The 22,929-nt window shown below is 73.6% G+C and carries 24 protein-coding genes and 1 pseudogene; 12 read left to right on the top strand and 13 right to left on the bottom strand.

What is annotated here, in order from left to right:
• Positions 1-251 precede the first annotated feature (251 nt).
• The 4 genes and pseudogenes from CCN39_RS31080 to CCN39_RS31065 form a co-directional block, all read right to left on the bottom strand.
• A complete protein-coding gene (locus tag CCN39_RS31080; protein ID WP_086847987.1) occupies positions 252-674 on the bottom strand; it encodes an STAS domain-containing protein in 423 nt (140 codons plus the stop codon).
• Positions 675-775: 101 nt separating this feature from the next.
• Positions 776-1,607 (bottom strand): annotated as a pseudogene (locus CCN39_RS31075) (threonine ammonia-lyase).
• Positions 1,608-1,736: 129 nt separating this feature from the next.
• A complete protein-coding gene (locus tag CCN39_RS31070; protein WP_086847986.1) occupies positions 1,737-2,111 on the bottom strand; it encodes a VOC family protein in 375 nt (124 codons plus the stop codon).
• Positions 2,108-2,827, bottom strand: a complete 720-nt coding sequence (locus CCN39_RS31065; protein ID WP_086847984.1) for an arsenate reductase/protein-tyrosine-phosphatase family protein — start codon at positions 2,825-2,827, stop codon at positions 2,108-2,110. Before CCN39_RS31065 ends, CCN39_RS31070 begins: the two co-directional genes overlap by 4 nt.
• Positions 2,828-2,854: 27 nt before the next feature.
• Here CCN39_RS31065 and CCN39_RS31060 point away from each other — a divergent pair, with 27 nt between their 5' ends.
• The gene (locus tag CCN39_RS31060; RefSeq protein WP_244211075.1) at positions 2,855-4,060 is read left to right on the top strand and encodes an acyl-CoA dehydrogenase family protein; all 1,206 of its coding nucleotides are present in this window, start codon (positions 2,855-2,857) and stop codon (positions 4,058-4,060) included.
• A 364-nt stretch (positions 4,061-4,424) separates the two neighbouring features.
• Here the strand turns inward: CCN39_RS31060 and CCN39_RS31055 are convergent, their stop codons facing one another.
• The gene (locus CCN39_RS31055; protein WP_086847979.1) at positions 4,425-6,722 is read right to left on the bottom strand and encodes an ATP-binding protein; all 2,298 of its coding nucleotides are present in this window, start codon (positions 6,720-6,722) and stop codon (positions 4,425-4,427) included.
• A gap of 209 nt (positions 6,723-6,931) precedes the next feature.
• Between CCN39_RS31055 and CCN39_RS31050 the strand changes: the two genes are divergently transcribed.
• The 3 genes from CCN39_RS31050 to CCN39_RS31040 are packed head-to-tail and all read left to right on the top strand — an operon-like array spanning position 6,932 to position 10,252.
• Positions 6,932-7,957 carry an amidohydrolase family protein gene (locus CCN39_RS31050; RefSeq protein WP_086847977.1) on the top strand — a complete coding sequence of 342 codons (1,026 nt, stop codon included), beginning with the start codon at positions 6,932-6,934 and terminating at the stop codon, positions 7,955-7,957.
• Positions 7,954-8,868: an amidohydrolase family protein gene (locus CCN39_RS31045; protein WP_086847975.1), complete on the top strand. Its 915-nt coding sequence runs from the start codon at positions 7,954-7,956 to the stop codon at positions 8,866-8,868. The genes CCN39_RS31050 and CCN39_RS31045 overlap by 4 nt, the downstream gene beginning before the upstream one ends.
• A gap of 19 nt (positions 8,869-8,887) precedes the next feature.
• A complete protein-coding gene (locus CCN39_RS31040; protein ID WP_086847973.1) occupies positions 8,888-10,252 on the top strand; it encodes an MFS transporter in 1,365 nt (454 codons plus the stop codon).
• On the opposite strand, the gene CCN39_RS31035 is transcribed toward CCN39_RS31040, so the two are convergent.
• Entirely contained in the window at positions 10,238-11,014 is a 777-nt protein-coding gene (locus CCN39_RS31035) for an NAD(P)-dependent oxidoreductase (protein WP_086847971.1), read from the bottom strand. The two genes, CCN39_RS31040 and CCN39_RS31035, sit on opposite strands and share 15 nt — an antisense overlap.
• Positions 11,015-11,090: 76 nt before the next feature.
• Between CCN39_RS31035 and CCN39_RS31030 the strand changes: the two genes are divergently transcribed.
• The 3 genes from CCN39_RS31030 to CCN39_RS31020 are packed head-to-tail and all read left to right on the top strand — an operon-like array spanning position 11,091 to position 13,549.
• Positions 11,091-11,765, top strand: a complete 675-nt coding sequence (locus CCN39_RS31030; protein WP_086847969.1) for a GntR family transcriptional regulator — start codon at positions 11,091-11,093, stop codon at positions 11,763-11,765.
• A 51-nt stretch (positions 11,766-11,816) separates the two neighbouring features.
• On the top strand, positions 11,817-12,521 hold the full coding sequence (locus CCN39_RS31025; RefSeq protein WP_086847967.1) for a 4-carboxy-4-hydroxy-2-oxoadipate aldolase/oxaloacetate decarboxylase: 705 nt from the start codon (positions 11,817-11,819) through the stop codon (positions 12,519-12,521).
• Positions 12,518-13,549 (top strand): 4-oxalomesaconate tautomerase, encoded by a 1,032-nt coding sequence (locus CCN39_RS31020; RefSeq protein WP_086847966.1) that lies wholly within the window; start codon positions 12,518-12,520, stop codon positions 13,547-13,549. Before CCN39_RS31025 ends, CCN39_RS31020 begins: the two co-directional genes overlap by 4 nt.
• 23 nt (positions 13,550-13,572) lie before the next feature.
• On the opposite strand, the gene CCN39_RS31015 is transcribed toward CCN39_RS31020, so the two are convergent.
• A complete protein-coding gene (locus CCN39_RS31015) occupies positions 13,573-14,148 on the bottom strand; it encodes a DUF2231 domain-containing protein (protein WP_086847964.1) in 576 nt (191 codons plus the stop codon).
• Positions 14,149-14,447: 299 nt separating this feature from the next.
• On the opposite strand from CCN39_RS31015, the gene CCN39_RS31010 reads away from it, so the two are divergent.
• Positions 14,448-15,662: an MFS transporter gene (locus CCN39_RS31010; protein ID WP_086847962.1), complete on the top strand. Its 1,215-nt coding sequence runs from the start codon at positions 14,448-14,450 to the stop codon at positions 15,660-15,662.
• A gap of 181 nt (positions 15,663-15,843) precedes the next feature.
• On the top strand, positions 15,844-17,103 hold the full coding sequence (locus CCN39_RS31005; RefSeq protein ID WP_244211074.1) for a GGDEF domain-containing protein: 1,260 nt from the start codon (positions 15,844-15,846) through the stop codon (positions 17,101-17,103).
• Between the two features lie 13 nt (positions 17,104-17,116).
• On the opposite strand, the gene CCN39_RS31000 is transcribed toward CCN39_RS31005, so the two are convergent.
• Positions 17,117-18,112 carry a LacI family DNA-binding transcriptional regulator gene (locus CCN39_RS31000; RefSeq protein WP_086847960.1) on the bottom strand — a complete coding sequence of 332 codons (996 nt, stop codon included), beginning with the start codon at positions 18,110-18,112 and terminating at the stop codon, positions 17,117-17,119.
• Between the two features lie 179 nt (positions 18,113-18,291).
• On the opposite strand from CCN39_RS31000, the gene CCN39_RS50830 reads away from it, so the two are divergent.
• Positions 18,292-18,432 carry a hypothetical protein gene (locus CCN39_RS50830; RefSeq protein WP_167455230.1) on the top strand — a complete coding sequence of 47 codons (141 nt, stop codon included), beginning with the start codon at positions 18,292-18,294 and terminating at the stop codon, positions 18,430-18,432.
• Between the two features lie 40 nt (positions 18,433-18,472).
• Here CCN39_RS50830 and CCN39_RS52630 read toward each other — a convergent pair whose 3' ends face one another.
• Together CCN39_RS52630 and CCN39_RS30995 are read right to left on the bottom strand one after the other, a co-directional pair.
• Positions 18,473-18,595, bottom strand: a complete 123-nt coding sequence (locus CCN39_RS52630; RefSeq protein WP_255410490.1) for a hypothetical protein — start codon at positions 18,593-18,595, stop codon at positions 18,473-18,475.
• 83 nt (positions 18,596-18,678) lie between these two features.
• Positions 18,679-19,809: a glycosyltransferase gene (locus tag CCN39_RS30995; protein WP_086847959.1), complete on the bottom strand. Its 1,131-nt coding sequence runs from the start codon at positions 19,807-19,809 to the stop codon at positions 18,679-18,681.
• A gap of 355 nt (positions 19,810-20,164) precedes the next feature.
• Between CCN39_RS30995 and CCN39_RS30990 the strand changes: the two genes are divergently transcribed.
• A complete protein-coding gene (locus CCN39_RS30990; protein WP_086847957.1) occupies positions 20,165-20,986 on the top strand; it encodes an NBR1-Ig-like domain-containing protein in 822 nt (273 codons plus the stop codon).
• Positions 20,987-21,016: 30 nt separating this feature from the next.
• Here CCN39_RS30990 and CCN39_RS30985 read toward each other — a convergent pair whose 3' ends face one another.
• Positions 21,017-21,451 carry a hypothetical protein gene (locus CCN39_RS30985; protein ID WP_086847954.1) on the bottom strand — a complete coding sequence of 145 codons (435 nt, stop codon included), beginning with the start codon at positions 21,449-21,451 and terminating at the stop codon, positions 21,017-21,019.
• Between the two features lie 197 nt (positions 21,452-21,648).
• Between CCN39_RS30985 and CCN39_RS30980 the strand changes: the two genes are divergently transcribed.
• Complete coding sequence (locus CCN39_RS30980) at positions 21,649-22,401, top strand: ZIP family metal transporter (RefSeq protein WP_086847952.1); 753 nt, start codon at positions 21,649-21,651, stop codon at positions 22,399-22,401.
• On the opposite strand, the gene CCN39_RS30975 is transcribed toward CCN39_RS30980, so the two are convergent.
• Both CCN39_RS30975 and CCN39_RS30970 read right to left on the bottom strand, forming a co-directional pair.
• Entirely contained in the window at positions 22,382-22,699 is a 318-nt protein-coding gene (locus CCN39_RS30975) for a hypothetical protein (protein ID WP_086847951.1), read from the bottom strand. The genes CCN39_RS30980 and CCN39_RS30975 overlap by 20 nt on opposite strands.
• On the bottom strand, positions 22,696-22,929 hold a 234-nt coding region (locus tag CCN39_RS30970), incomplete at its 5' end, for an SRPBCC family protein (protein ID WP_491844430.1). The genes CCN39_RS30970 and CCN39_RS30975, both read right to left, overlap by 4 nt.

Below are 22,929 nucleotides of genomic sequence, written 5' to 3'. Positions count from 1 at the left end.
GCGGCGGCGTCGGCCGGGCTGGCGTCGGCTCCGCCGGAAAGGACGAGGGCGGTCGCGGCCGCGGTCGCGAGGCTCGTCAGGGCGGCGGTGGTGGTCCGGATGCTGCTGCGGGACATGGGTCTCCTCCTGGGGATGCCGTACCGCGGGGAGCGCCGATTGGTCTAGACGAATCAGGTGGCCAGTACCTTCCTCCCTGACCATTGGTAAAGTCAAGGCGGCGGCAGAACTTACCTTTGGTAATTTCAGTGGGCTCAGTCGCCGGCCGTCCACAGCCGGTGGACGAGCTCCAGGAACGAACGCCGGTCGCCCGCGTCGAGCGCGGCCCGGAGATCGGCGTAGACGTCGAAAGTGGCGTAGGGCGGGGACGACCGCAGCGCATGGCGCGTGCCGGGGTCCGACGGCGTGGTGATCCGCAGCGTGCTTCCGCAGCGTGCGACGTGGTCCCGGGCGTGCGGCAGGACCCGCAGCCCGGCGGGGGTCAGCGCGGTGACCCCGGCGAGATCGAGCACGACGACCTCGGGCACGGGCTCCCGGGCCACGGACTGCGCGATGGCGCGGGCCATCAGCAGCACGGTTTCGCTGTCGAGTTCGCCGTCCAGGGCCACGACGGCCGGGTCGCCGTGCGACCGCGACACGGTCAGCCGGCCCGGGCGCGAAGCATCGGCCGAAGGCATGGGCGAACCACCCTCCCGCGAAGAGGGGACAGGGCTGGCTCGAGGTTGAACCGGGCAGGTCGGTCCAGGGTAAAACCGGCCGAGGTGGGCCACAACGGCCATCAGGCCAGGGCGGCCCACGCGCGGTAGGCGGCCAGGTCCACGTTGCCGCCGCAGACGATGGTCGCCACGTGCCGGCCGGCGAACCGGTCGCGGTTCTCGAGGATCGCCGCGATGCCCAGTGCCGCCGACGGCTCGGCCACCAGGCCGGCGTGCTCCAGCAGCAGCCGCATTCCCGCGATGATCGACGTCTCCGCGACGAGGACGGCGTCGTCCGCGACGACCAGGAGGTCGGCCAGCACCTCCGGGATCGGGCGCCGCCCGGCGACGCCGTCGGCGATCGTGTTCGCCGGGCCCGTGGTGATCACGCGCCGGGCGTGCCAGGAGCGTCATCGCCGGGGCGCCCGCCGGCTGGACGCCGATCACCTCGGTGCCGGGCGACTGGGCCCGCAGCACGTGCCCCACCCCGGTCGCGAGGGCTCCGCCGCCGAGGGCGATCAGGACCGCGTCGAACGACGGCCCGGCGTCCGCCAGCTCCAGGCCGATGGTCGCCGCCCCTTCACACGTTTCGAGGTCCAGGCTGTCTTCGAGCAGCCGGATGCCGTCGCGGCGGGCGATGGCCGCCGCGCGCTCGCGGGCCAGTTCGTGGTCGCCGTCCACCAGTTCCAGCCGGGCGCCCAGCGCGCGGATGCGCTCGAGCTTGGCCGCCGTCGCGTGCCGCGAGGCGACGACGGTGACGTCGATCCCCCGGCCGCGCCCGGACCACGCGAGGGCCTGGCCGAGGTTGCCCGCGCTGGCGCACACCACCGGGCCCGCGAGCCCGCTCGTGACCACTTCGGTGCCGCGGCCCTTGAAACTCCGCACCGGGTTCGCCGTTTCCAGCTTGATGCTCACCGCACACCCGAGAACGGGCTCCAGCGCTCCGCAGCGGTACAGGGGCGTGTCGAGGAAGACCGGGTCGATCACCTGACGGGCCGCCCGGATCCGGGCGAGGTCGAGGCGCGTTTCCGGCACGGCGGCAGCCTAGTGCGCGGGCTGGAACAGCTCCACGAGGTTTCCGGCCGGGTCCGCCAGGAGGATCTGCCGCCCGCCCGGGCCGGACACGACGTCGGTCCGGAACCCCACCCCGGCGTCCGTCAGCCGGGCGATCTCGGCGTCGAGGTCGGCGACGACCAGGTGGATGCGGTTGCGCCCGGCGGCGGCGGAGTCCGCGGGGGTGGCGCGGGCGCCCGAGCTCGCCGGGCCGGAGAGCAGCAGCCGCAACGGGCCGCGGACGACGTCGGCGAACGCCGGTCCCGCGCTCATCCGCACCGTGAAGCCCAGGTGCGTGGTGTAGAAGTCGATGGCCGCCGGGACGTCGTCGACGACGTACCGGACGCTCGCGAGCTGCTCGCTCATGGCCGGACCTCCTTCTCTTGGGGGGCAACGAGTTCCGGCAGCAGGTGCCGGACGCGCGTGTCGAGTTCCGCGGCCGTCTCCGAAAAGGAGCCCGGTTCGGGGATGCTCCAGTGCCGGCGCCGCGGGTGGTGCGGGAACTCGGGGCAGACCTCGCGGACCTTGTCGCACACCGTGATGACGTGGTCGAACCGCCGCCCGGCGACCGTGTCGAGGTGCCGCGGCCGCTGCCCGGTGACGTCGATGCCGAACTCCTCGCCCAGCACCCGGATCGTGCCGGGGTGCAGGGCGGCCTTCGGGTGGCTGCCCGCGCTGGTCACCGTCACCACCCCGGCGGTCCGCCGGCGCAGCAGGGCTTCGGCGATCGGGGAGCGGGCGCTGTTGCCGGTGCAGAGGAACAGCACGGCGACCCGCCCGGGTGGCGGGACTTCCGGGCGCAGCGCGGGGTGCAGGGCCGCGCCGGTTTCGGCCAGCGCGCCCGCGCAGCGGTCGAGGTCGAGGTGGTAGTAGCTGTCCCGGCCGTCGAAGCTGCTGCGCGTGGCGGTGACCAGGCCGCCGCCGCGAAGCAGGCGCAGGTGGTAGGAGACGAGGTTCTGCGGCTCGCCGACGCGCTCCACCAGCTCCCGGACCCGCAGGTCGCCACCGGCGAGCGCGGTCAGCAGCGTCCACCGCAGCGGGTGGGCGGCCAGGCGGACGAACTCGGGTGGCTGGACGGCCATCCCCGGACAATACATCAAATGAGTTTGATGGAAAAGAGCGTCATGATGGGAGCGCGAGCCGAGCGAGCGGAGGAGCGGGTGGACGGGCTGACCGAAGAGGAGGCCGCGATCGTCGCGGTGGTGCGGGACTTCGTCGACCACGACGTCCGGCCGGTGGCGCGGGAACTGGACCACACGGACACGTACCCGGAAGCCCTCATCGAGCGCATGAAGGACCTCGGCGTCTTCGGGCTGGCCGTTCCCGAAGCGTGGGGCGGCACCCCCGTTTCGGCCCGGTGCTACGCCGAGGTCACCGAGGAACTGGCGCGCGGCTGGATGAGCCTCGCCGGCGCGATGGGCGGCCACACCGTCGTCGCGAAGCTCCTCGTCGCCTACGGCACCCGCGCGCAGCAGGAGCGCTACCTGCCGCGGATGGCCACCGGCGAGGTCCGCGCGACGATGGCGCTGACCGAACCCGGCGGCGGCTCCGACCTGCAGGCCCTGCGCACCACCGCCCGCCGCGACGGGGACTCCTACGTGGTCGACGGCGCGAAGACCTGGATCACCAACGCCCGCCGTTCCCAGCTGGTCGCCCTGCTGTGCAAGACCGACCCGCACGCCGAACCCGCGCATACGGGCATCAGCATCCTCCTGGCCGAGAAGGGCGCGGGCTTCCACGTCGCACGCGATCTGCCGAAGCTCGGCTACAAGGGCGTCGAGAGCTGTGAACTGTCCTTTTCGGACTTCCGGGTGCCGGCCACGGCGCTGCTCGGCGGGGAGGAGGGCCGCGGGTTCGCGCAGATGATGCGCGGGCTGGAGATCGGCCGCATCCAGGTGGCGGCCCGCGCGCTCGGCGTCGGGCGGGCCGCGGTCGAGGATTCGCTGCGGTACGCCCAGGAACGCGAGACGTTCGGCAAGCCGATCTGGCAGCACCAGTCGGTCGGCAACCTCCTCGCCGACATGGCCACCAAGCTGGAGGCGGCCCGCCAGCTGGTCCACCACGCCGCCCGCCGCTACGACTCCGGCGAGCGCGCGGATCTCGAAGCGGGGATGGCGAAGCTGTTCGCCTCCGAGACGGCGATGGAGATCGCCTTGAACGCGGTCCGCGTCCACGGCGGCTACGGCTACTCGACGGAGTTCGACGTCGAGCGGTACTTCCGGGACGCGCCGCTGATGATCGTCGGCGAAGGCACGAACGAGATCCAGCGCACGGTGATCACCCGGCAGCTGATCCGGCGGTACCGTCCCGGCTGACCGGGGGGGGGAGCGTGGTGGGCCGTGCCGTCTTGGGGGGAGGGGATGGCACGGCCCACCACGCTTCTGCCGGGCGACGCGAGGTGGCGTCGCGTGCCCGGCTGGTCCGGAACGGCCTACCTCGTCCGGTTTCCGGCCGCGTGGGCCGTCCAGGGTGGATTGCCGCATTGCGGTCGCCAGGTGCCGACGTGGACCCACTGGCGGCCCCAGGTGTGGGACATGAGGACCGTCGGGCGCCGGCACCGGGGGCAGGTCTGCGGCGCCGAATCGATGGACACCTCGTCCTCCTCCGAGCGGTGGCTGGTCGCGGGGAAAAGGATCGTCCGAACGGGACCGGAGCGGACCGGGGAAACTACCCGGATGGCTACGCGGGTTGCCCGGGCTGGCCCGCCAGCCACGAAGCGACCTGGGTGCGCGAGGTGAGGCCGAGCTTCACCAGGATGTTCTCGACGTGCCCCTCCACGGTCCGTCCGCTGAGGACCAGCGCGGCCGCGATCTCCTTGTTGCTCATCCCGCGCGCCACCAGTTCGGCGATCTCGCGCTGCCGCCGGGTCAGCCCGCCGGGCTCGGCCGTCTTGCTCGTCGCGCGCGTGGCCGGTCGTTCCCGCAGCGCGTACCGGACGACTTCGTCGAGGCCGGAGCCGGCGGCCTCGGCGAACGCCGCGTCGAAGACGTCGTCCCCGAGCGCCTTGCGGGCCGAAGCGGCGCACTGCTCGTCGACGCCCTGGTAGGGGCTCATCTCGCCGACGCGGGCGCCGCTGAGCCGCCAGACCGCGCCGGCACCGCCGAGCAGCCGGGCCACCCGCTCGTGCTCGCCTTCGGCGGAGTGGCACCACGCGAGCGCCTCGACGAGGAACGCGAGCAGCGTCCGGTCCGGCAGCCGCAGGGCGACGGCCTCGTGCAGCAGGTCCGCGGCCTGCCGGGGCTCGTCCGCGCGCCAGCGGTGGATCGCGACGGCCCACAGCGCGTAGCCCCGCGACCAGCGCGCCTCGTGCCGGTCGGTGAGGTCGAGCGCCTCCTCCGCGGCGGCCGCGCCCCGCGGATCGCCGAGGAAGAAGCGCGCGGCGGCCAGCAGGATCAGGGTGTCGAACACCAGCAGCGCGTCCCCGGCCGTGCGGTACCCGGCCAGCGCCCGCTCCAGCAGTTCGGCCCCGCCGGCCAGGTCGCCGGTGAAGAACGTGGCCATGCCGGCGCACTCGGCGTGGCCGGCCCGCAGCCGTTCGTCGTCGAGCTCTTCGGCGAGCTCGGTCAGCTCCGCCAGCAGCTGCGCGTGCGGCGCACCGGTCTGGATCGCGAGGAACGCCATCGCGTACAGCCCCCGGGCCCGGACCAGGCTGCGCTCGCCGCACAGTTCGAGGCCGCGCCGCAGGTACCCGCAGCCTTCCGGGACGAGCCCGCCGCCGTACCAGAAGTTCCACAGCGAAGCCGCGATGTCCAGTGCCCGGCCCGGCTCGCCGGGGCCGGACAGGCAGTGTTCCAGCACGGCCCGGAGGTTGGCGTGCTCGCGGCGGAGGCGGCCGAGCCACTCCGACTGCCGCGGGCCGAACCCTTCGGCCCGGTAGCGCCGCGCGAGGTCGGCGTAGTACTCGGCCTGCCGGGCCCGGACGCCGGCCTCGTCGCCGTCGCCGGCCAGCCGGGCGCCGCCGTAGTCGCGGACGGTCTCCAGCATCCGGTACCAGGCGCGCCGCCCGAAGGTGCCGTTCTGCCGGCTGAGGACCGATTTGTCCACCAGGCCGGTCACGACGTCCAGCGCGCTGCCGCCGTCGGCCGCCGCGGGCGCGCAGACGTGCTCGGCGGCGTCGAGGTCGAACCCGCCGGGGAACACCGAGGCCTGCGCCCACAGCCGCTGTTCCGCGGGCGTGCACAGCTCGAAGCTCCAGCCGATGGCCGCTTCGAGCGTCCGGCGGCGGGGCTGCACGGCGGCCGGCCGGGACGTGAGCAGGTCGAGCCGGTCGTCGAGCCGTTCGAGGACCTGCTCGACCGACAGCACGCGCACGCGGACGGCGGCCAGTTCGATGGCCAGCGGGATGCCCTCCAGCCGGCGGCAGATCCGGCTCACCGTCGCGCGGGTGTCCGGGGTGAGCTCGAAGCCGGGCGAGACGGCCGCCGCGCGATCGGCGAACAGCGTCACCGCTTCGACCGGGCCGCCACCGGTGTCCCCGGCGCGGGGGACCGGCAGCGGCTCGACGTGCAGGAGGTGCTCGCCCTCGACGTGCAGCGTGTGCCGGCTGGTGGCCAGGACCCGGAGCCCGCCGGAGACGGCGAGCAGTTTCGCGACCAGCGTCGCGCACTCGTCGGCGACGTGCTCGCAGTTGTCCAGCACCAGCAGGAGCTGCTTGTCTTCGAGGTACTCGGCGAGCCCGGCGGCCTGGTCGCTGGTGCCGCGCAGGCCGAACGCCGTCGCCACGGTGTTCGGCACCAGGTGCGGATCACCGACGTCGGCCAGCTCCACCAGCCACACGCCGTCCGGAAACGCCCGGCGCACGTCGGCGGCGACCCGCAGGGCCAGCCGCGTCTTGCCGACGCCGCCGGCCCCGGTCAGCGTCACCAGCCGGGCCGTGGCCAGCAGGCGTTTCGCTTCCCCGAGCTCGTGGCGCCGTCCGACGAAGCTGGTCAGCTCGGCCGGGAGGTTTCCGGCACTCCGGCGGGAACGGGCACCCATGCGCAGAGTCTAGGACGGCACCGCCGCGCGAGCCCGACATCGCCGTGTCGTCCCCCCAATCACGCGTGTCGTCCCTCCAATCACGCGTGACGACCCTCTGAGCACGCGAGATGGGCGCCACCGGCGAACTTCGTCGTAGATATTGTTAACAATCTCATCGACGATTAGGGTGCGGGTATCGACGAGCCCCGAAGCGACGAGGAATCCCCTTGATCATCGACTGCCACGGCCACTACACCACCGCGCCGCCCGCCCTCGCGGCGTGGCGCGATCGGCAGGTCGCCGCCCTGGACGGCGCCGGTGCCGCCCCCACCGCGGCCGACCTCCGGATCAGCGACGACGAAATCCGCGAAAGCATCGAGGGCAACCAGCTGCGGCTGATGGACGACCGCGGCATCGACCTCACGATCTTCTCGCCGCGCGCCTCCTTCATGGCCCACCACGTCGGCGGCTTCGAGACGTCGGCGGCGTGGGCGGCGATCTGCAACGAGCTCTGCCACCGCGTCAGCACGCTGTACCCGGAGCGGTTCGCCCCCGCCGCGATGCTCCCGCAGTCCCCGGGCGCCGACCCCGCCACCTGCCTTCCCGAGCTGACCCGCTGCGTCGAGGAGTACGGCGCCGTCGCACTCAACCTCAACCCCGACCCGAGCGGCGGCCACTGGACGGCCCCGCCGCTCACCGACCGGTCGTGGTACCCGATCTACGAAAAGATGGCCGAGTACGACGTCCCGGCGATGGTGCACGTCAGCACCAGCGTCAACCCCGCGTTCCACACCACCGGCGCGCACTACCTGAACGCCGACACGACCGCGTTCATGCAGCTCGTGCAGGGCGACCTGTTCACCGACTTCCCCACGCTGCGGCTGATCATCCCGCACGGCGGCGGCGCGGTGCCCTACCACTGGGGCCGGTTCCGCGGCCTGGCCATGGCGCTGGGCAAGCCCGAGCTCGAAGACCACGTGCTGAACAACGTCTTCTTCGACACGTGCGTCTACCACCAGCCGGGTTCGGACCTGCTCTTCGACGTCGTCCCGGCGCGCAACATCCTGTTCGCCTCGGAGATGATCGGCGCCGTCCGCAGCGTCGACCCGCGCACCGGGCACCACTTCGACGACACCCGCCGGTACGCCGAGGCCGCGAACCTGTCCGAAGAGGACTGGGCGGCCATCCGGGAACACAACGCCCGCGCCGTCTACCCCCGCCTCGACGCGCTCCTGAAGGGCCAAGGCCGGTGACCGCGCCGAAGACGCCCGGCTGGCTGGACTGGTGCGCCGCACCGTCCACACCGGACTTCCGGTTGCCGCCCGGCACGGTGGACGCCCACTGCCACGTGTTCGGCCCGCAGGCGGAGTTCCCGTTCGCGCCCGAACGCAAGTACACCCCGTGCGACGCGGGCAAGGACCGGCTCTTCGCCCTGCGCGACCACCTCGGCGTCTCCCGCACCGTGATCGTGCAGGCCACCTGCCACGGCGCGGACAACTCCGCGATGGTCGACGCCGTCCGCGCGTCCGGCGGCCGGGCGCGCGGGGTCGCCACCGTCCGGCCCGGCGTCGGCGCCGCCGAACTGCGGGAACTGCACGCGGCCGGTGTCCGCGGCGTGCGGTTCAACTTCGTCAAGCGGCTGGTCGACGCCTCACCCCGCGAAGACCTCAGCGCGATCGCGAAGAAGATCGCGCCGCTCGGCTGGCACATCGTCCTCTACTTCGAGGCCGCCGACCTCCCCGAGCTGGAGCCGTTCTTCGGGTCGCTGCCGACGCCGCTGGTGATCGACCACCTGGGCCGTCCGGACGTGACCAAGCCGGTGGACGGCCCGGAATTCCGCCGGTTCCTCGACTTCGCCGGGTCCCACGACGTCTGGGTGAAGGTGAGCTGCCCCGAGCGGCTCACCGTGACCGGGCCCCCGGCACTGGACGGCGAACGCCACGCCTACACCGACGTCGTGCCGTTCGCCCGCCGCGTCGTCGAGCGGTTCCCGGACCGGGTGCTGTGGGGGACCGACTGGCCGCACCCGAACCTGACGCACCACATGCCCGACGACGGCCTGCTCGTCGACCACGTCCCGCACCTCGCGGACACCCCCGAAGCGCGGCGCAAGCTGCTCGTCGACAACCCGATGCGCCTCTACTGGCCCGGCGAAACCGCCTGAAACCCCGGAAGGGCATGCAATGCAGCACGCCAACGCGTTCAACCGGCTGAACCGCCTGCCGATCGCCCGGTTCCACAAGTTCACCCTGTTCGCCGTTTCGTTCGCCTACTTCTTCGAGTTCGCCGACATCAACAGCTTCGCCACCACCGCACCCAAGCTCATCAAGCTCTGGGGCGTGACGGTCAACCAGGTCGCGTACGTGACTTCGCTGTCGTTCGTCGGCATGTTCTTCGGCTCGATCATCGCGAGCACCATCGCCGACCGCTGGGGCCGGAAGAACGCGCTCGTGCTGACGACCGTGTGGTTCGGCGTCTTCTCCTTCGCGGCGGTGTTCTCCTGGGACATCGTGTCGCTGGGCGTGTTCCGCGTCCTGACGTCGGCGGGCCTGTCGGCGATGACCGTGGTCGCGGTCATCTACGTCAACGAGCTGTACCCCGCGGCCAACCGCGGCAAGTACCAGGCCTACGCGATCGTGATCGGCATCTGCGGCACGCCGGTGACGAACCTGATCGCCAGCGTCGTGGTCCCGCTCGGCGACTGGGCGTGGCGGCTGGTCTACCTGTGGGGCGCGCTCGGCGTCCTGCTCGTGCTCTTCACCCGGCGGCTGAAGGAGTCGCCCCGCTGGTACGAAAGCCGCGGCGAGCATGCCAAGGCCGATGCGGTGCTGCGGGAGATCGAAGCGCAGGTCGCGGCCGAGAAGGGCCCGCTGCCGGAGCCGGCGCCGCCGGTGGGGGAGGCCCCGGTGGCGAAGGCGCCGCTGCGGCTGCTGCTGCGCAAGAAGTACCTGCTGCCGACGCTGCTGCTCACCGTCCTGTGGGTGACGCAGACGATCGGGTTCTTCGGCTATTCGAGCTGGGCGCCGACGCTGCTGGCCAAGGAGGGCTTCAGCGTCGAGAAGTCCGTCTTCTACGTGGCGCTCACGACGGTCGGCGCGCCGCTGGGCTCGTACCTGGCGGCCCTGGTCACCGACCGGTTCGAGCGCAAGTGGTGCCTGGTCGCGTTCGGCACGGTGATCGCGTTGTGCGGGCTGCTGTACGGGCTCACGTTCGACCCGGTCCTGATCGTGGTGTTCGGGTTCCTGGTCAACATGTTCGAGCGCGGCTACACGGCGCTGGGGTACGCGTATTCGCCGGAGCTGTTCGACACGCGCGGCCGCTCGCTGGGCACCGGCGTCTCGTACGGCCTGGGCCGGCTGTCGAACGCCGCCGGGCCGCTCATCGTGGCCGGGCTGTACAACGGCAGCGGGTACCGGAGCGTGTTCTTCTTCATCGCGGGGACGTGGCTGGCCGGTGCGGTGGTGCTGGCGGTGTTCGGGCCGCGGACCCGGCAGGCGCGGCTCGGGCGCGCCGGCACCGAGCCGGCCGGCGCGTCAGCGATCCGGTGAACCGGCCAGGTGGGCCAGCTGGTCGCGGGCCGCGGCGGCGACGTCGGCCCGGACGCCGAGTTCGCCGAGCATCTCGGTGGCGGCCGCCATCTCGGCGGTGCGGCGGACGGCGTGCCGGTACGAGCCGCCGACCAGCCGGTCCACAGTGGCCGCGTTCGCGGCGGTGAGCTCGCCGACGACGATCTCCCGCAGCCAGTCTTCGCAGCCGGCGGCGCGGGCGGCGTGCAGCGCCTCGACCACGGCGGCGGACATCCCCTTGAAGAAGACGCTCCGCAGCAGCTTGCGTTCGGCGGCGAGCCCGGCCTCGCCGGGCATGGTCTCGACGGCCGCGCCGAGCGGGTTGAGCGTCGCGGCGACGAGGTCGGCGGCGGGGCCGGTGGCCAGCATCGGCACCCGCAGTCCCCGGCCGGGGACGGGCGCCATGATCGCCACGTCGGCGAAGGGGACCCGGTGCCCGGCGGCGAGGGTGGCGAGTTCGCGTTTGGTGCCCGGGGAAGCGGTGTTCAGGTCGGCCCAGACGGCGCCGTCCCGCAGCCCGGCCAGGCCGGCTTCGAACGCCCGGCGGGCCGCCGACGCGCTGTTGACGCTCAGGACGAGGTCGGCGCCCCGGGCGGCGTCGGCTTCCGAGGCGGTGTCCACGACCCCTCCGGCGGCGGAAACCGCCGGGTCGTAGCCGCGCACGGTGGCACCGGCGGCCACCAGATCGCGGGCCAGGGCGCCGCCCGCTTCGCCCAGCCCGAGTACCGCGATGGTTCCGTTCACAGCAAGATCCTCCTCGCCAGCTACGATCGAGTACACGATGTGCTCGACAAAATTGTCAACAAACGGAGCCGAGGCTATGACGGAGAGTGCGCCGGACCGGCAGCCGGGGGAGCGGTCGGCGGTGGCGGCCATCCGCGACGCCATCGTCCGCGGCGAGTTCGTGCCCAACCAGCGGCTGGTCGAGGCGGACCTGTCGGACCAGTTCGGGGCGAGCCGGGCGACCGTCCGGGCGGCGCTGATCGAGCTGACCAACGAGGGGCTCGTCGAGCGCGTGCAGAACCGCGGCGCCCGGGTGCGCGCAGTGTCGCTGGAGGAGGCCGTCGAGATCTCCGAGGTGCGCATGATGCTGGAGTCGCTGTGCGCGGCGAAGGCGGCCGAGCGCGTTTCGGACGCCGAGGTGGGCGAGCTGCGCGAACTGGGCGAGCGGATGCAGGCGGCCGTGGCGGGCGGGGACGTGGTCGGGTACTCGGGCCTCAACCAGCGGCTGCACCGCCGGATCCGGGAGATCAGCGGCCAGCGGACGGCGGCGCAGGTACTGGAACGGCTTCGCGGGCAGAGCGTCCGCCACCAGTTCCGGCTGGCGATGCGGCCGGGCCGGCCCCAGGTGTCGCTGCCGGAGCACCTGGCGATCATCGACGCGATCTGCGCCCATCAGCCGGAGAAGGCGGCCGAAGCCGCGCGGGTGCACCTGGGCAGCGTGATCGAGGCCTTGAAGGCGGCTGAGGCCGAGGTGTCCCCGCTGCACCCCTGACGCCCGCCAAAATTGTTGACAATTTCGTCAACCGGATCGTACGGTGGCGGTATGAACCCCGTCATCGTCACCGATCCGCCGCGCGCCGATCTCGATCAGGTGACGCGGCTGGCCGGCTTCGGCGTCGCCACCGTGCACGAGGCGCTCGGGCGCTCCGGCCTGCTCTCCGCCGGCCTCCGGCCGATCCAGGACGGCGCCCGCGTCGGCGGCACCGCCGTCACCGCGCTGTGCTGGCCCGGGGACAACCTGATGATCCACGCCGCCGTCGAGCAGTGCCGCGAAGGCGACCTCCTGGTCGTCACCACCACTTCGCCGTGCCGGGACGGCCTCTTCGGCGAGCTCTTCGCCACCGCGCTGCGCCGCCGCGGGGTGCGGGGACTGGTGACCACCACCGGTGTCCGCGACGTCGCCGAGCTGCGCGCGCTCGGCTTCCCCGTCTGGTCGGCCGCGATCAGCGCGCAGGGCACCGTCAAGGCGACCGCGGGCGCGGTCAACGTCCCCGTCGTCGTCGGCGGCCAGCTCGTCCGCCCCGGTGACGCCGTGCTGGCCGACGACGACGGCGTCCTGTGCGTCCGCCGCGAAGACGTCCGGAGTGGGCTCGGCAAGGCACAGGCCAGGCTGGACAAGGAAGCCGCCGCCCGGGAAGCCTTCGCGAACGGCCAGCTGGGCCTGGACCGGTACGGCCTGCGCGAGAAACTCGAAGCACTGGGCGTCCGGTACCTGTCCGCCGAGGAGTACGCGAAGGAGCGGGCATGACCGGCGTGCGCTGCATGCTCCTGCGCGGGGGCACGTCGAAGGGGGCCTACTTCCTCGCCGAAGACCTTCCCGCCGACCCGGCCGCCCGCGACGACCTGCTGCTGCGGATCATGGGCACCCCCGACCCGCGCCAGATCGACGGCCTCGGCGGCGCCCAGCCGGTCACCAGCAAGGTCGCCGTCGTCGCCAAGGCCACCGACGCCGGCCACGACGTCGACTACCTGTTCCTGCAGCTCGGCGTCGAGGAACCCACCGTCTCCGACCGCCAGACCTGCGGCAACCTGCTCGCCGGCGTCGGCCAGTTCGCTGTCGAACGAGGGCTCGTGCCCGCCGGGCCGGAGCGCACCACGGTCCGCGTCCGGCTGCTCAACACCGGTTCGATCGCCGTCGCGACCTTCCCCACCCCCGGCGGCGAAGTCGATTACCGCGGCGACACGGCCATCTCCGGCGTGCCCGGCACGGCCGCGCCGGTCGAGCTCGACTTCACCGGCACCGAGGGGTCCGTGTGCGGCAGCCTGCTGCCCACCGGCCACGTCCGCGACGACATCGGCGGCATCGCCGTCACCTGCGTGGACAACGGGATGCCGGTCGTCGTCGCGCGCGCCGAAGACCTCAGCGACGGGCCGGACCTGGCCGGGCGGATCGACGCGCTGCGCATCGAGGCCGGGAAGCTGATGGGCCTCGGCGACGTCCGCGGCTCATCGGTCCCGAAGACCACGCTGGTCGCCGCGCCCCGCGACGGCGGCGCCATCGCCACCCGCACCTTCATCCCGGTCAAGCCGCACCCGTCGATCGGGGTGCTCGGCGGCGTCAGCGTCGTGACGGCGTTGCTGCTCGACGGCGCCGTCGGGGCCGAGCTCCTCCGGAAGCCGCCGGCGGGCGAGCCGATCGAGATCGAGCACCCGAGCGGCAAGCTCGCCGTCGGCATCGAGTTCGACACCACGACCACGCCGCCCCGCGTCCGCCGGTCGACGGTCATCCGCACCGCGCGGAAGTTGTTCGACGGCACCGTTTTTCCCCGTTCCTGAGGGGCCGGCCTCGTCTTCGCCGATCACCCCGCCGGTGCGCTGAGCGCTCGTTCCGACTGCCAGCGGAAGAACCCGGCGCCCTGCGCATAGGCGAGGTGCCCGCCGAGGGCGCCGCCGGCACTGGTCACCGCCAGGCCGAGCGCGCCCAGGACCCGGCCGCGGGTCGTCCGGCCGCGCGTGCGGGCGGCGTAGGACGCGCCGAAGAGGGCGATCGCCACCGCGTTGCCCGCGGCGTGCGTGAGACCGACCCGGCGCTGCCGTTCGTCGAGGTCGGCGTAGTCGAACAGGCCGAGCAGCACCGCGGCGGGCGCGGCCAGCAGCCCGGTCGCGACCAGGCGGCGGGCGGCCTCTTCCTGGCCGGGCAGCAGGTCGAACAGCGCCGAGCACAGCCACGCGCCGATCGGCACGGTGACGGCGAGGGGGTGCAGCGGGTGGCCCAGCCAGCGTCCGCGCAGCAGCCGCCCGGGCACGCTCGTGGCGGCCCCGCGCAGCCGGTAGGCAAGGGCGGTGGCCGGGACATCGAGCGCTTCGGCCTCTTCGACGGCCGCCAGAGCGCGGTGCGGCGGAGCGGGTGGTTCGCGATGGTGGGCTCTCTGCATGCCGTTCCGGCTACCCGGCCGGGTGTGGTTCAACCCCCGCGGGCGGCGGGGCCGGATCGCTGGGCGGGTGCGACCATCGCTGCCGGCCGTGATCCAGGCGGCCCGGGATCCCTGCCGGGCGCCCGAACCGCTTCGCCGACCGCGACCAGCCGCCCCGCAACCGACCTCACCTCCCACGCCGCCCACCGTGCCGCAACGCATCGGCCCCACCTCCGGCGATGGTGGCCGACCTCCCCACGCGCTACCGTGAGCGTCTTGGGCAACGCTCTGCGTGACAGTGTGCCGGCCTGGGGGTGGGGATGGGTGCGACGCGATCCGCGTTCGCGGTTCGGGGCTTCCGGCTGCTCTGGCTGGCGGGCCTGCTGTCGGTCGCCGGGGACCAGCTGGCTCGGGTCGCCTTGTCGATACTCGTCTTCCAGCGCACCGGCTCCGCCGCGCTGAGCGCCGCGACCTACGCCCTTTCGATGCTGCCCGCCCTCGTGTCCGGTGCGCTGCTGTCGTGGCTGGCCGACCGGTATCCGCGCCGCCGCGTGATGGTCACCTGTGACACGATCCGGGCCGCGCTGGTCGCCGTCATGGCCGTGCCCTCGGTGCCCCTGCCGCTGATGGCCGCGCTGCTCGTGCTCGTGCAGCTGGCCGAAGCCCCCTTCTCGGCCGCCCAAGGTGCGGTGCTGCCGGAGCTGCTGGGCGGCCGTTACGAGGCGGGGCAAGCCGTCCAGCAGGTCACGACGCAACTGTGCCTGGTCCTCGGGTTCGCCGCGGCCGCCTTCGTCGTCACCGGGGTCGGGGCGCACGCCGCCCTGGCCGTCGACGCCGCCACGTTCGCCGCCTCCGGCCTGCTGATCCGCGCCGGCCTCGGCCGTCATCCGCCGCCCGCCACCACGGAACGGGAGGCGACGGGGTGGCGCCGGCTCGCCGCCGGTGCGGTGGCCGTCCGCCGGGACCGGACGCTCGGCACGCTCGTGTGGCTGGGCTGGCTCGCGCTGTTCACCGTCGTCCCCGAGGGGCTCGCCGTCCCGTTCGCCCACCAGGCCGGGGTGGGCGCCGAATGGACCGGGGTGCTCCTCGCCGCGGAACCGGCCGGGGCGGTGGCCGGCGCGCTGCTGCTGCGGCGGGTCGCCCGGCCGGTGCGGGTGCGCGCGCTCGGCGTGCTGGCGGTCGGGACGTCCGCGCCGCTCGTCGCCTTCTGGGGCGAGCCGACCCTCGGGGCGGCGCTCGCGCTGCTGTTCGTGTCCGGTGTCTGCTCGGCCTACCAGGTCACGGCGGGGGCCACGTTCGTCCAGCTGTCCCCGCCGCGGGTGCGCGGCCGGACCCTCGGGTTCGCGCGGACCGGCATGATCGCCGGGCAGGGGCTCGGGATCGTGGCCGGCGGTGTCCTCGCCCAGCTGGTCGGCCCGGCGGCGGCGATCGCCTGGGCGGGGACCGCGGGAGCGCTGGTCGCGCTCGCCGCGGCCGCGGCCTGGGCGCGCCGACGTCCGGATGCCGTTTCGGCCGCGCTCCCGGCCGAGGTGTGAGGTTTCACCAGCCTTTGTCGCTCATCGGCGCGCCTTTCCGTGCGGGTTCGCCCGGTGCCGGACACCCCGGAATGGTCCCAGCCGCCCGGTCGGGTCGCGATGGCGGGAATTGCCTGACATCCGGCCGGAACGCGACTACCCTGGGCAATCGGGGGATCACCGGCGCGGGGGAGGCGCTGCGATGGGGGAAGACGTGGTCACCGGCGGAGGCTGGGCGCCGTCGGGCTGGAAGCTGTGGGCGTTGCCGGGGCGGGTGCGGTTCCTCGTCCTGGGCGTGGACCTGGTGGCGATCGGCATTCTCGTGCTCGCGGCCCGCGCGGCCCCGACGCCGGAGCAATGGGTGACGGCGGGCTGGCTCGCGGCGGCGGCCCTGCCGCACCTGCACGCCTCGCACCTCATCGAGCGGCGCCGCCGCGACCGCGCGGGAACACCGTACGTCGACCTCTGCAGCGTGTGGATCTTCGCCGGGGTCGTCGTGCTGCCCCTGGTGCTCGAACTGGTGCTGGTGGCGGTGATCTACGCCCACCGCTGGGTGCTGGTCAACCGGTTCGACGCGGTCCGCCCGCCGCACCGCACCGTGTACACCGCCGCCACGCTCGCGCTGGCCGCGGCCGCCGCGGCCGCGGTGCTGCGCTCGAGCGGCGTCCACGAGCACCTCGTCGCCGGCGCGCGGCCCGGCTGGGCGGACCTGGTCTTCGTGATCGCCGCGGCCGCGGTGCAGTGGGCGGTCAACACCGGGCTCGTCGGCACGGTCATCGCCTGGACGGTCACCGTCGAGCACCCCCGGCGGCTCCTGGGCAGCGCCTCGGACAACCTGCTGGAGGTCGGCCAGCTGGCGCTCGGCGTGTTCGTCGCCCTCGCGCTGCTGTGGTGGCCGCCGGCCGCGCTGCTGATGATCATCCCGACGTTCGCGCTGCACCAGTGCGTCCAGCTCGACCAGCTCAAGCTCGCCGCCCGCACCGACCAGCGCACCGGGCTGCTCAACGCGATCGCCTGGCACGAGCAGGCCGAGCACGCGCTCGAGCGCACCCGCGGCCGGATCGGGGTGCTGATGATCGACCTCGACTGGTTCAAGCGCATCAACGACACCCACGGCCACCCGGTCGGCGACGACGTCCTCGCCGAGGTGGCCACCGTGCTCACCCGGGCCGTCCGCCGCGGCGACACAGTTGGCCGGTATGGCGGCGAAGAGTTCGCCGTCCTGCTGCCCGACGTCGACGAGGCCGAGGTCCGCACGATCGCCGAGCGGATCCGCCTCCGGATCCGGGCGCTGCGCATCACCGCGCCGACGGGGGAGCCGGTGACGCTGTCGGCGACGATCGGCGCGGCACTGCACCCGTCGGAGCCGGGCACGGGTCTCGACGAGATGATCCGCGCGGCCGACGACGCGCTGTACGCGGGCAAGAAAGCCGGCCGGGACAGGGTGGCGGTCGCCGGGTGAGGGCGCCGCGCGCTCAGCTCGTCTCGCGCACTTCCAGGTGGTGCGGCGCGACGATCGACCGCGGGGGTTCCGGTTCGGCCGCCTGCCGCGCGAGGCGGTCGAGGGCGAGTTCGGCGATGCGGTCCTTGTCCGGTGACACGGTCGTGAGGGCCGGCACGCTGTAGCGGCTGTCCTCGATGTCGTCGAACCCCACCAGGGCCAGGGCGTCCGGCACCGCGACCCGCCGGTCGGCGGCGGCCCGCAGCGCGCCCAGGGCCAGTTCGTCGGTGAAGCAGAAGACGGCGTCGGGCGGCCGGGCCAGGTCGAGCAGCCGCAGCATCGCCTGGTGACCGTCGGCCCGGTGCAGGCGCCGCACCGGCACCTCCAGCTCCGGCTCGGCCGCCAGCCCGGCCTCGGCGAGTGCCTGCCGGTAGCCGGCGAGCCGCTGCCGCGCGGTCGCGTTCAGCGAGCGCGGCTGGATGCCCAGCGCCGCGACCCGGCGGCGGCCCGAAGCCAGCAGGTGCCGCGTGGCTTCACGCGCGGCGGCGACGTTGTCGATGGCCACGTGGTCGACGCCGGTGGCGCCGTCGTGCTCGCCGAGCAGCACCAGCGGGACGGTGTCGGTGCGGGCGGCCAGCTCCGCGGGCGCGACCGCCCACGGGCTGAACAGAACGCCGTCGACCAGCTGGCTGCGGCGGCCGTGCAGCAGTTCCTTCTCGCGCTCGGCGTCGCCGTCGGTCTGGTCGATGAGCACGGTCATGCCCCGGGCGCCGGCGATCCGGACGGTCCGCGCGGCGAGCTCGGCGAAGTACGGCGAGTCGATCTCCGGGATGACCAGCGCCACCAGCCCGGTCCGGCCGCGCCGCAGCGTGCGGGCGGCCAGGTTGGGCCGGTAGCCGAGGGCGTCGATGCTCGCCTGCACGCGTTCCCGGGTCGCCGGGGCCACGTACCGGAACCCGTTGACCACGTTGGACACCGTGCGCACCGAGACGCCGGCGTGCTCGGCCACGTCACGCAGTTTCGGGTGCACCGGCGCATGGTACCGCTTGCAACGTGGCATGCCACGTTGCAAACGAGCCTGCCACCCCATCGTGACCCCGAGGAACCGCGCGCGGCGGCTGACGTCGCCGGCGGTGACCGACGTCGCCACCGAGCCGTTCGAGAAGGGGACGGATGTTTGGCGCCCCCGGTCGCGGGCACCTGATGGCCATGGCTGAAGCGGGAATCACCGAAATGACGGGCCGGGCCGGTGTCGTCGCGGGGCTGCGCCGGGTATTGCTCGCCTTCGGGGTCGGCGGGGCGCTGGCGTGCCTCGCCTGGATGGCGTTGTGGCTGGCCATGCGCGTTTGACTGACGGGCTCCGGCCACGCGGGGTGGCCGGAGCCGGGGGTCACTGGCAGGCTTCGCAGTCCGGGTCGTCGATGCGGCAGGCCGCGCCGTCGGTGAGCGGGAAGTCGAAGTCCTCCAGCTCGGGCACGGCGACGGACTCTTCCGGAGTGGTGGTGGCGGACATGGCCCTCCCTTGTGGACGAACAGGTTCTCCTGTGTGTAGCGCCGAAGATCGCGGCGCATTCCGTGACCCGCGCCACACCGCGCTCAGTTTTCGAGGAGCCGGACGAAGTCCGTGATCGGCGGCAGGCCCGCGCTCTCGCGGCGGAAGCCGCGCGCGGCCGAGCGGTACGCCGGATCGCCGAGGACCCGCGCCACGGCGGCGGCCAGTCCGTCCGCCGTCAGTCCGGCGGCGTCGACCCGGACTCCGACGCCGAGTTCGTGGAGGCGCCCGGCGTTGGCCGGCTGGTCGGCGAACAGCGGCACCGCCACCATCGGCACCCCGGCCGAGAGGGCTTCGCGCACGCTGCTGAAGCCCGCGTGCGTCACGAAGGCATCGCACGCGGCGAGCAACGCGCGTTGCGGCACGAAGCCCGCCAGTTCGACGTTGGCCGGTCGCGGGCCGGTCCACGACGCCACCGCATCGTCGCTGCCGAGCGCGACGACGGCCGGGACGCCCAGCGAGCCCAGCGCTTCCACCGTGATGGTCAGCAGCTTCGAGCCGGTGGCGAGCAGGGCGTGGACGTTCGAGCCGAACGCGGCGAAGACTGCCGGTCCGGCTGCGGGTGGGGGCACCGGCGGTTCGGGGAGGCGGTAGTACCGGTGTCCCGGCGTGCGCAGTCCCGTGGGGTACCACGGTTCCGGCAGCAGGCCGGCGGCCAGCCGATCGGCGGCGACGTCCGGGTGGCCGAAGCCGCGGCTCAGGCCGGCGAGCCGTTCGGCGAGATCGGGCACGAGCGGCGGTATCAGCGGCGCGATGTCGACGACGGCCGACGGAACGCCGAGCACCCCGGCGGCGATCAGGCCGCCGTATTCGTTGGTTTCCCGCACGATGACGTCCGGCCGCCACCCGGCATCGACGACGTTCCGGGCGAAGTCCCCGGTCATGGTGTCGTTGAAGAGGGGGACGTCGAGGGGACCGGAGATCTCGGGCCGCCACTGCCGCATCTTCGCGCGCAGGGCCGGATCGACGAGTTCCGGCCGACGGCCCAGCTCGCCGGGGGAGAGGACGTCCGGCAGCACGACGACGGGCACGCCTCGCCGTTCGATCTCGGCGGCCATCGCCGCCCCGGTCGCGATGGCGGCTTCGTGGCCGGCTTCGCGGGCGGCCTGGGCCAGGGGAAGGAGGACCGGCAGCAGGTGGGAGGGGATGGGCAGTCCGGTCAGCAGCAGTCGCACAACGCCCCCTTGATCGACTCGGTTCAGCGTAGTGCGGGTGGCGCCGGCCGGGTGGGCGGAGTCGGCTGCCCCATCGGCGAAGTCTGGAGGGCATCGGAGGCGGCGTCCCCCTCGGCAAAGTCCTGCGGGCAATGGAGGCGGCGTCCCCCTTGGCGAAGTCCGGCGGGCATCGGAGGCGGCGTCGTCCGGACGGTGACCCGTGCCGAGGTTTCGTCCGTCGCCGAACCCAGCCGACCAGCGCCACTTCCCGCGCTCTCGCCCGGCTTCCCGGCCAGGTGATCTTCGAAGCCGTCGGCGGCGGGGGCTCCTCGACTGCGTTACCGTCGCGGTCGGGTGCGTCGGGGGAAGGCGGCAGATGACGATCGACCACGCGGGTGGCCCGGTGCGCAAACGGGGCCGCCGGGCCCACCGGCCCGATCCGGACGAGGGTCCGGTTGCGGGGTTCGCGCACGCCTTGCTGGTGCTCAAGGAGACGGCGGGCGACCCGTCCTACGACCGGATGCGCACCGAATTCGGGGCGGTGGCGTCGAAATCGGCGCTGGCCGCCGCCGCGCGGGGGCTGCAGCTGCCCAGCTGGGAAACCACCTGGGAGTTCGTGCGGCCGCTGGCCGTCACCGTGCTCGACCGGGACGAAGACGAGACCCGGCGCGAGTGGCGGGCCCGGTGGACCGCCGCCCAGCAGGACGAAGCCGAGCCGGACAGCCGGCCCGGGCGGCACGGGTGGCTGCTGGTCGCCGCGGTGGTGGTCGTGGTCGCGGCCGGGGTCGTGGTCGCCGTGAGCTGGCCACGGTCCCCCGGCGGCGGGGAACCGTCGCTGCCGATCGAAGGCGATGCCTCCAGCCTGGTCGCCGACGTCACCTACCCCGACGGCAGCCGGGTCGCGGTGAACGAGCGGTTCGTCAAGACGTGGCGGTTGCGCAACGCCGGCACGGTCGGGTGGCACGGCCGGTTCCTGCAGCGGCTGCCCCCGCTCGACGGCCTGGACGTCTGCCACACCGATCCGCGCGTCCCGCTGCCCGACGCCGAGCCCGGCGCGGAAGTGACGGTCAGCGTGCCGGTCCAGGCCCGCGGGACGCCGGGCCCGTGCCAGGTGTACTGGAAGATGGTCGACTCCGGCGGGCGGCTCTACCTGCCGCAGTCGAGCGGCATCTACTTCCAGGTCGAAGTGGCCGGCTGAGCCCGGCGAGCGGGCTCAGCCGGACCGGCCTCAGATGAAGTAGTCGACGTTGGCGATGAGGCTGGTGCCCATCCCCTTCACCCGGACCTCGAGGTTCGACGCGGTGTTCGCGGGCCACTTGACCGTCCCGACCCCCGACTTCCCGCAGCCGATGCCCTGCCAGGCGTCGGGGTGGGCCGCCTTGCCCATCCGGGCCTCCACGCACGCGGCCTGGTTGGTGCCCGACTGCGTGTTCCACTCGACCCGCAGCTTCCCGCGCCAGCCGCTCGCCGGGCTGGTGTACGAACAGTGCTTGGACACCGGGCCCCACTTGGCCACCGCACCGGTGGCCGTGCCGGAGCACAGGGCGGACGTGCTGAGCGTGTCGGCGCCGGCCGGGGCGGCCGTCAGGGCCGCCAGCGCGGCGGCCGTCCCGACGACGGCGGCCACCCGGCCGCGGGCCGGCTTGCTGCTCTTGGTGCGCATGGGAATGTCCGTTTCCTTTCTCGACGACCGGCGGTCTCCGCCGGTGCTTCCGAGACTCACAGCGCGCCGGGAAGCGGGACAAGGAGGCGAATGTCCAGGCATTGTCCGCGCACATCAGGACAATGTCCGTGTTCGCGGGCGGCTTCGTGGGTAGTCCCTTTCCGGACGATCACCGAGTCGGCGAAAGGGGGCTTTTCGTGCCGCAATGGGTGGCGGCGGGGCTCTGGGGCCTCGTCGGCGGGACCGCGCTCGTGCTGGGGGCCGCCGTGGCCTGGTGGGTGCGGGTTTCGCGGCGGGTCGTGGCCGGGATCATGGCCTTCGGGGCCGGGGTGCTCATCTCCGCGCTCGCCTTCGACCTCGTCGACGACGCCCAGGAGTCCGGCGGGCTCGGCCCGACCGCGGGCGGCTTCCTCGGCGGCGCCGCCGGGTACGTCCTGATCAACGTCCTGCTGGCCCGGCGGGGTGCCCGGCACCGCAAGCGGTCCGGCGGGCAGCAACCGTCCGAACAGGACGCCGCGGGCAGCGGGGCCGCCATCGCCGTCGGCGCCCTGCTCGACGGGATCCCGGAGTCCGTCGTGCTCGGGGTGTCCCTGCTCGGAGGCGGGGGTGTCGGGGTCACCGTGCTGGCCGCCGTGTTCATCTCGAACGTCCCCGAAGGGCTGTCCAGCGCCGCCGGCATGAAGGCCGCCGGACGCGGTGCCCGGTACGTCTTCGGCGTCTGGGGCGGCATCGCGGCCGCGAGCGGGGCCGCGGCCCTCGCCGGCAACCTCCTGCTGCGGACCGCGTCCCCGGCGACCGTCGCCGCCATCACGGCGGTGGCCGCGGGGGCGATCCTCGCGATGATCGCCGACACGATGATCCCCGAGGCGTTCGAGCGCACCGAGCTCTACACCGGTCTGCTCGCCACCCTCGGCTTCCTGACCGCGTTCGTCATCGGGCACGCCGGCTGACCGCGACCGCGACCACGACGCCCGCCGCGGTGAACACCGCGGTGGCCACCGGGCTGAGGTACTTCGACAGGCTCGGTGCGCTGCTCGGCCCGGCCAGCCACGTCGTCAGCGCGGCGGCGTAGAACGCGGCAAGGCCGGCGGCCCACCAGCGGTGCGTCCGGCGGCGCAGCGAACCGATCAGCACCACGGCGATCGGCACGCCGGACAGCAGGGCGAACTGGCCGGCCACCAGAACCGGGACGGCCCAGGCCGCGACGAGCACGGCCTTCGAGGTGCGGGGCGGGGCGCTGACCGTCATCGGATTCCCTCTCGGCGGGCTTCGGCGGTTGTCTTGAGGTCGGCCAGCCAGGCGTCGAGCCCGGCGGCCAGGTAACGGACGGCGGTGGCGGGGTCGGCCTCGATCTGCGCGCCCGTCCAGCTCTCTTCGGTGCGGACGAGCACACCGCCTCGCACCGGTGTGAACGTCCAGACGTGCACGCCGCGGTCGATGCGCAGCCCGTCGCCGATCGCCGGGCCGGTCCAGCGGAC

Source organism: Amycolatopsis kentuckyensis, from assembly GCF_002155975.1.
GTDB classification, from domain to species: domain Bacteria; phylum Actinomycetota; class Actinomycetes; order Mycobacteriales; family Pseudonocardiaceae; genus Amycolatopsis; species Amycolatopsis kentuckyensis.
This window is presented reverse-complemented; position numbering and strand designations above follow the sequence as displayed.

What these genes read in the sequence shown, in the direction of transcription:
- CCN39_RS31080 (WP_086847987.1), bottom strand. Translation starts at nt 674, where the DNA reads ATGCCTTCGGCCGATGCTTCGCGCCCGGGCCGGCTGACCGTGTCGCGG.
- CCN39_RS31070 (WP_086847986.1), bottom strand. Translation starts at nt 2,111, where the DNA reads ATGAGCGAGCAGCTCGCGAGCGTCCGGTACGTCGTCGACGACGTCCCG.
- CCN39_RS31065 (WP_086847984.1), bottom strand. Translation starts at nt 2,827, where the DNA reads ATGGCCGTCCAGCCACCCGAGTTCGTCCGCCTGGCCGCCCACCCGCTG.
- CCN39_RS31060 (WP_244211075.1), top strand. Translation starts at nt 2,855, where the DNA reads ATGGAAAAGAGCGTCATGATGGGAGCGCGAGCCGAGCGAGCGGAGGAG.
- CCN39_RS31055 (WP_086847979.1), bottom strand. Translation starts at nt 6,722, where the DNA reads ATGGGTGCCCGTTCCCGCCGGAGTGCCGGAAACCTCCCGGCCGAGCTG.
- CCN39_RS31040 (WP_086847973.1), top strand. Translation starts at nt 8,888, where the DNA reads ATGCAGCACGCCAACGCGTTCAACCGGCTGAACCGCCTGCCGATCGCC.
- CCN39_RS31030 (WP_086847969.1), top strand. Translation starts at nt 11,091, where the DNA reads ATGACGGAGAGTGCGCCGGACCGGCAGCCGGGGGAGCGGTCGGCGGTG.
- CCN39_RS31025 (WP_086847967.1), top strand. Translation starts at nt 11,817, where the DNA reads ATGAACCCCGTCATCGTCACCGATCCGCCGCGCGCCGATCTCGATCAG.
- CCN39_RS31020 (WP_086847966.1), top strand. Translation starts at nt 12,518, where the DNA reads ATGACCGGCGTGCGCTGCATGCTCCTGCGCGGGGGCACGTCGAAGGGG.
- CCN39_RS31015 (WP_086847964.1), bottom strand. Translation starts at nt 14,148, where the DNA reads ATGCAGAGAGCCCACCATCGCGAACCACCCGCTCCGCCGCACCGCGCT.
- CCN39_RS31010 (WP_086847962.1), top strand. Translation starts at nt 14,448, where the DNA reads ATGGGTGCGACGCGATCCGCGTTCGCGGTTCGGGGCTTCCGGCTGCTC.
- CCN39_RS31005 (WP_244211074.1), top strand. Translation starts at nt 15,844, where the DNA reads ATGGGGGAAGACGTGGTCACCGGCGGAGGCTGGGCGCCGTCGGGCTGG.
- CCN39_RS50830 (WP_167455230.1), top strand. Translation starts at nt 18,292, where the DNA reads ATGGCTGAAGCGGGAATCACCGAAATGACGGGCCGGGCCGGTGTCGTC.
- CCN39_RS52630 (WP_255410490.1), bottom strand. Translation starts at nt 18,595, where the DNA reads ATGTCCGCCACCACCACTCCGGAAGAGTCCGTCGCCGTGCCCGAGCTG.
- CCN39_RS30990 (WP_086847957.1), top strand. Translation starts at nt 20,165, where the DNA reads ATGACGATCGACCACGCGGGTGGCCCGGTGCGCAAACGGGGCCGCCGG.
- CCN39_RS30985 (WP_086847954.1), bottom strand. Translation starts at nt 21,451, where the DNA reads ATGCGCACCAAGAGCAGCAAGCCGGCCCGCGGCCGGGTGGCCGCCGTC.
- CCN39_RS30975 (WP_086847951.1), bottom strand. Translation starts at nt 22,699, where the DNA reads ATGACGGTCAGCGCCCCGCCCCGCACCTCGAAGGCCGTGCTCGTCGCG.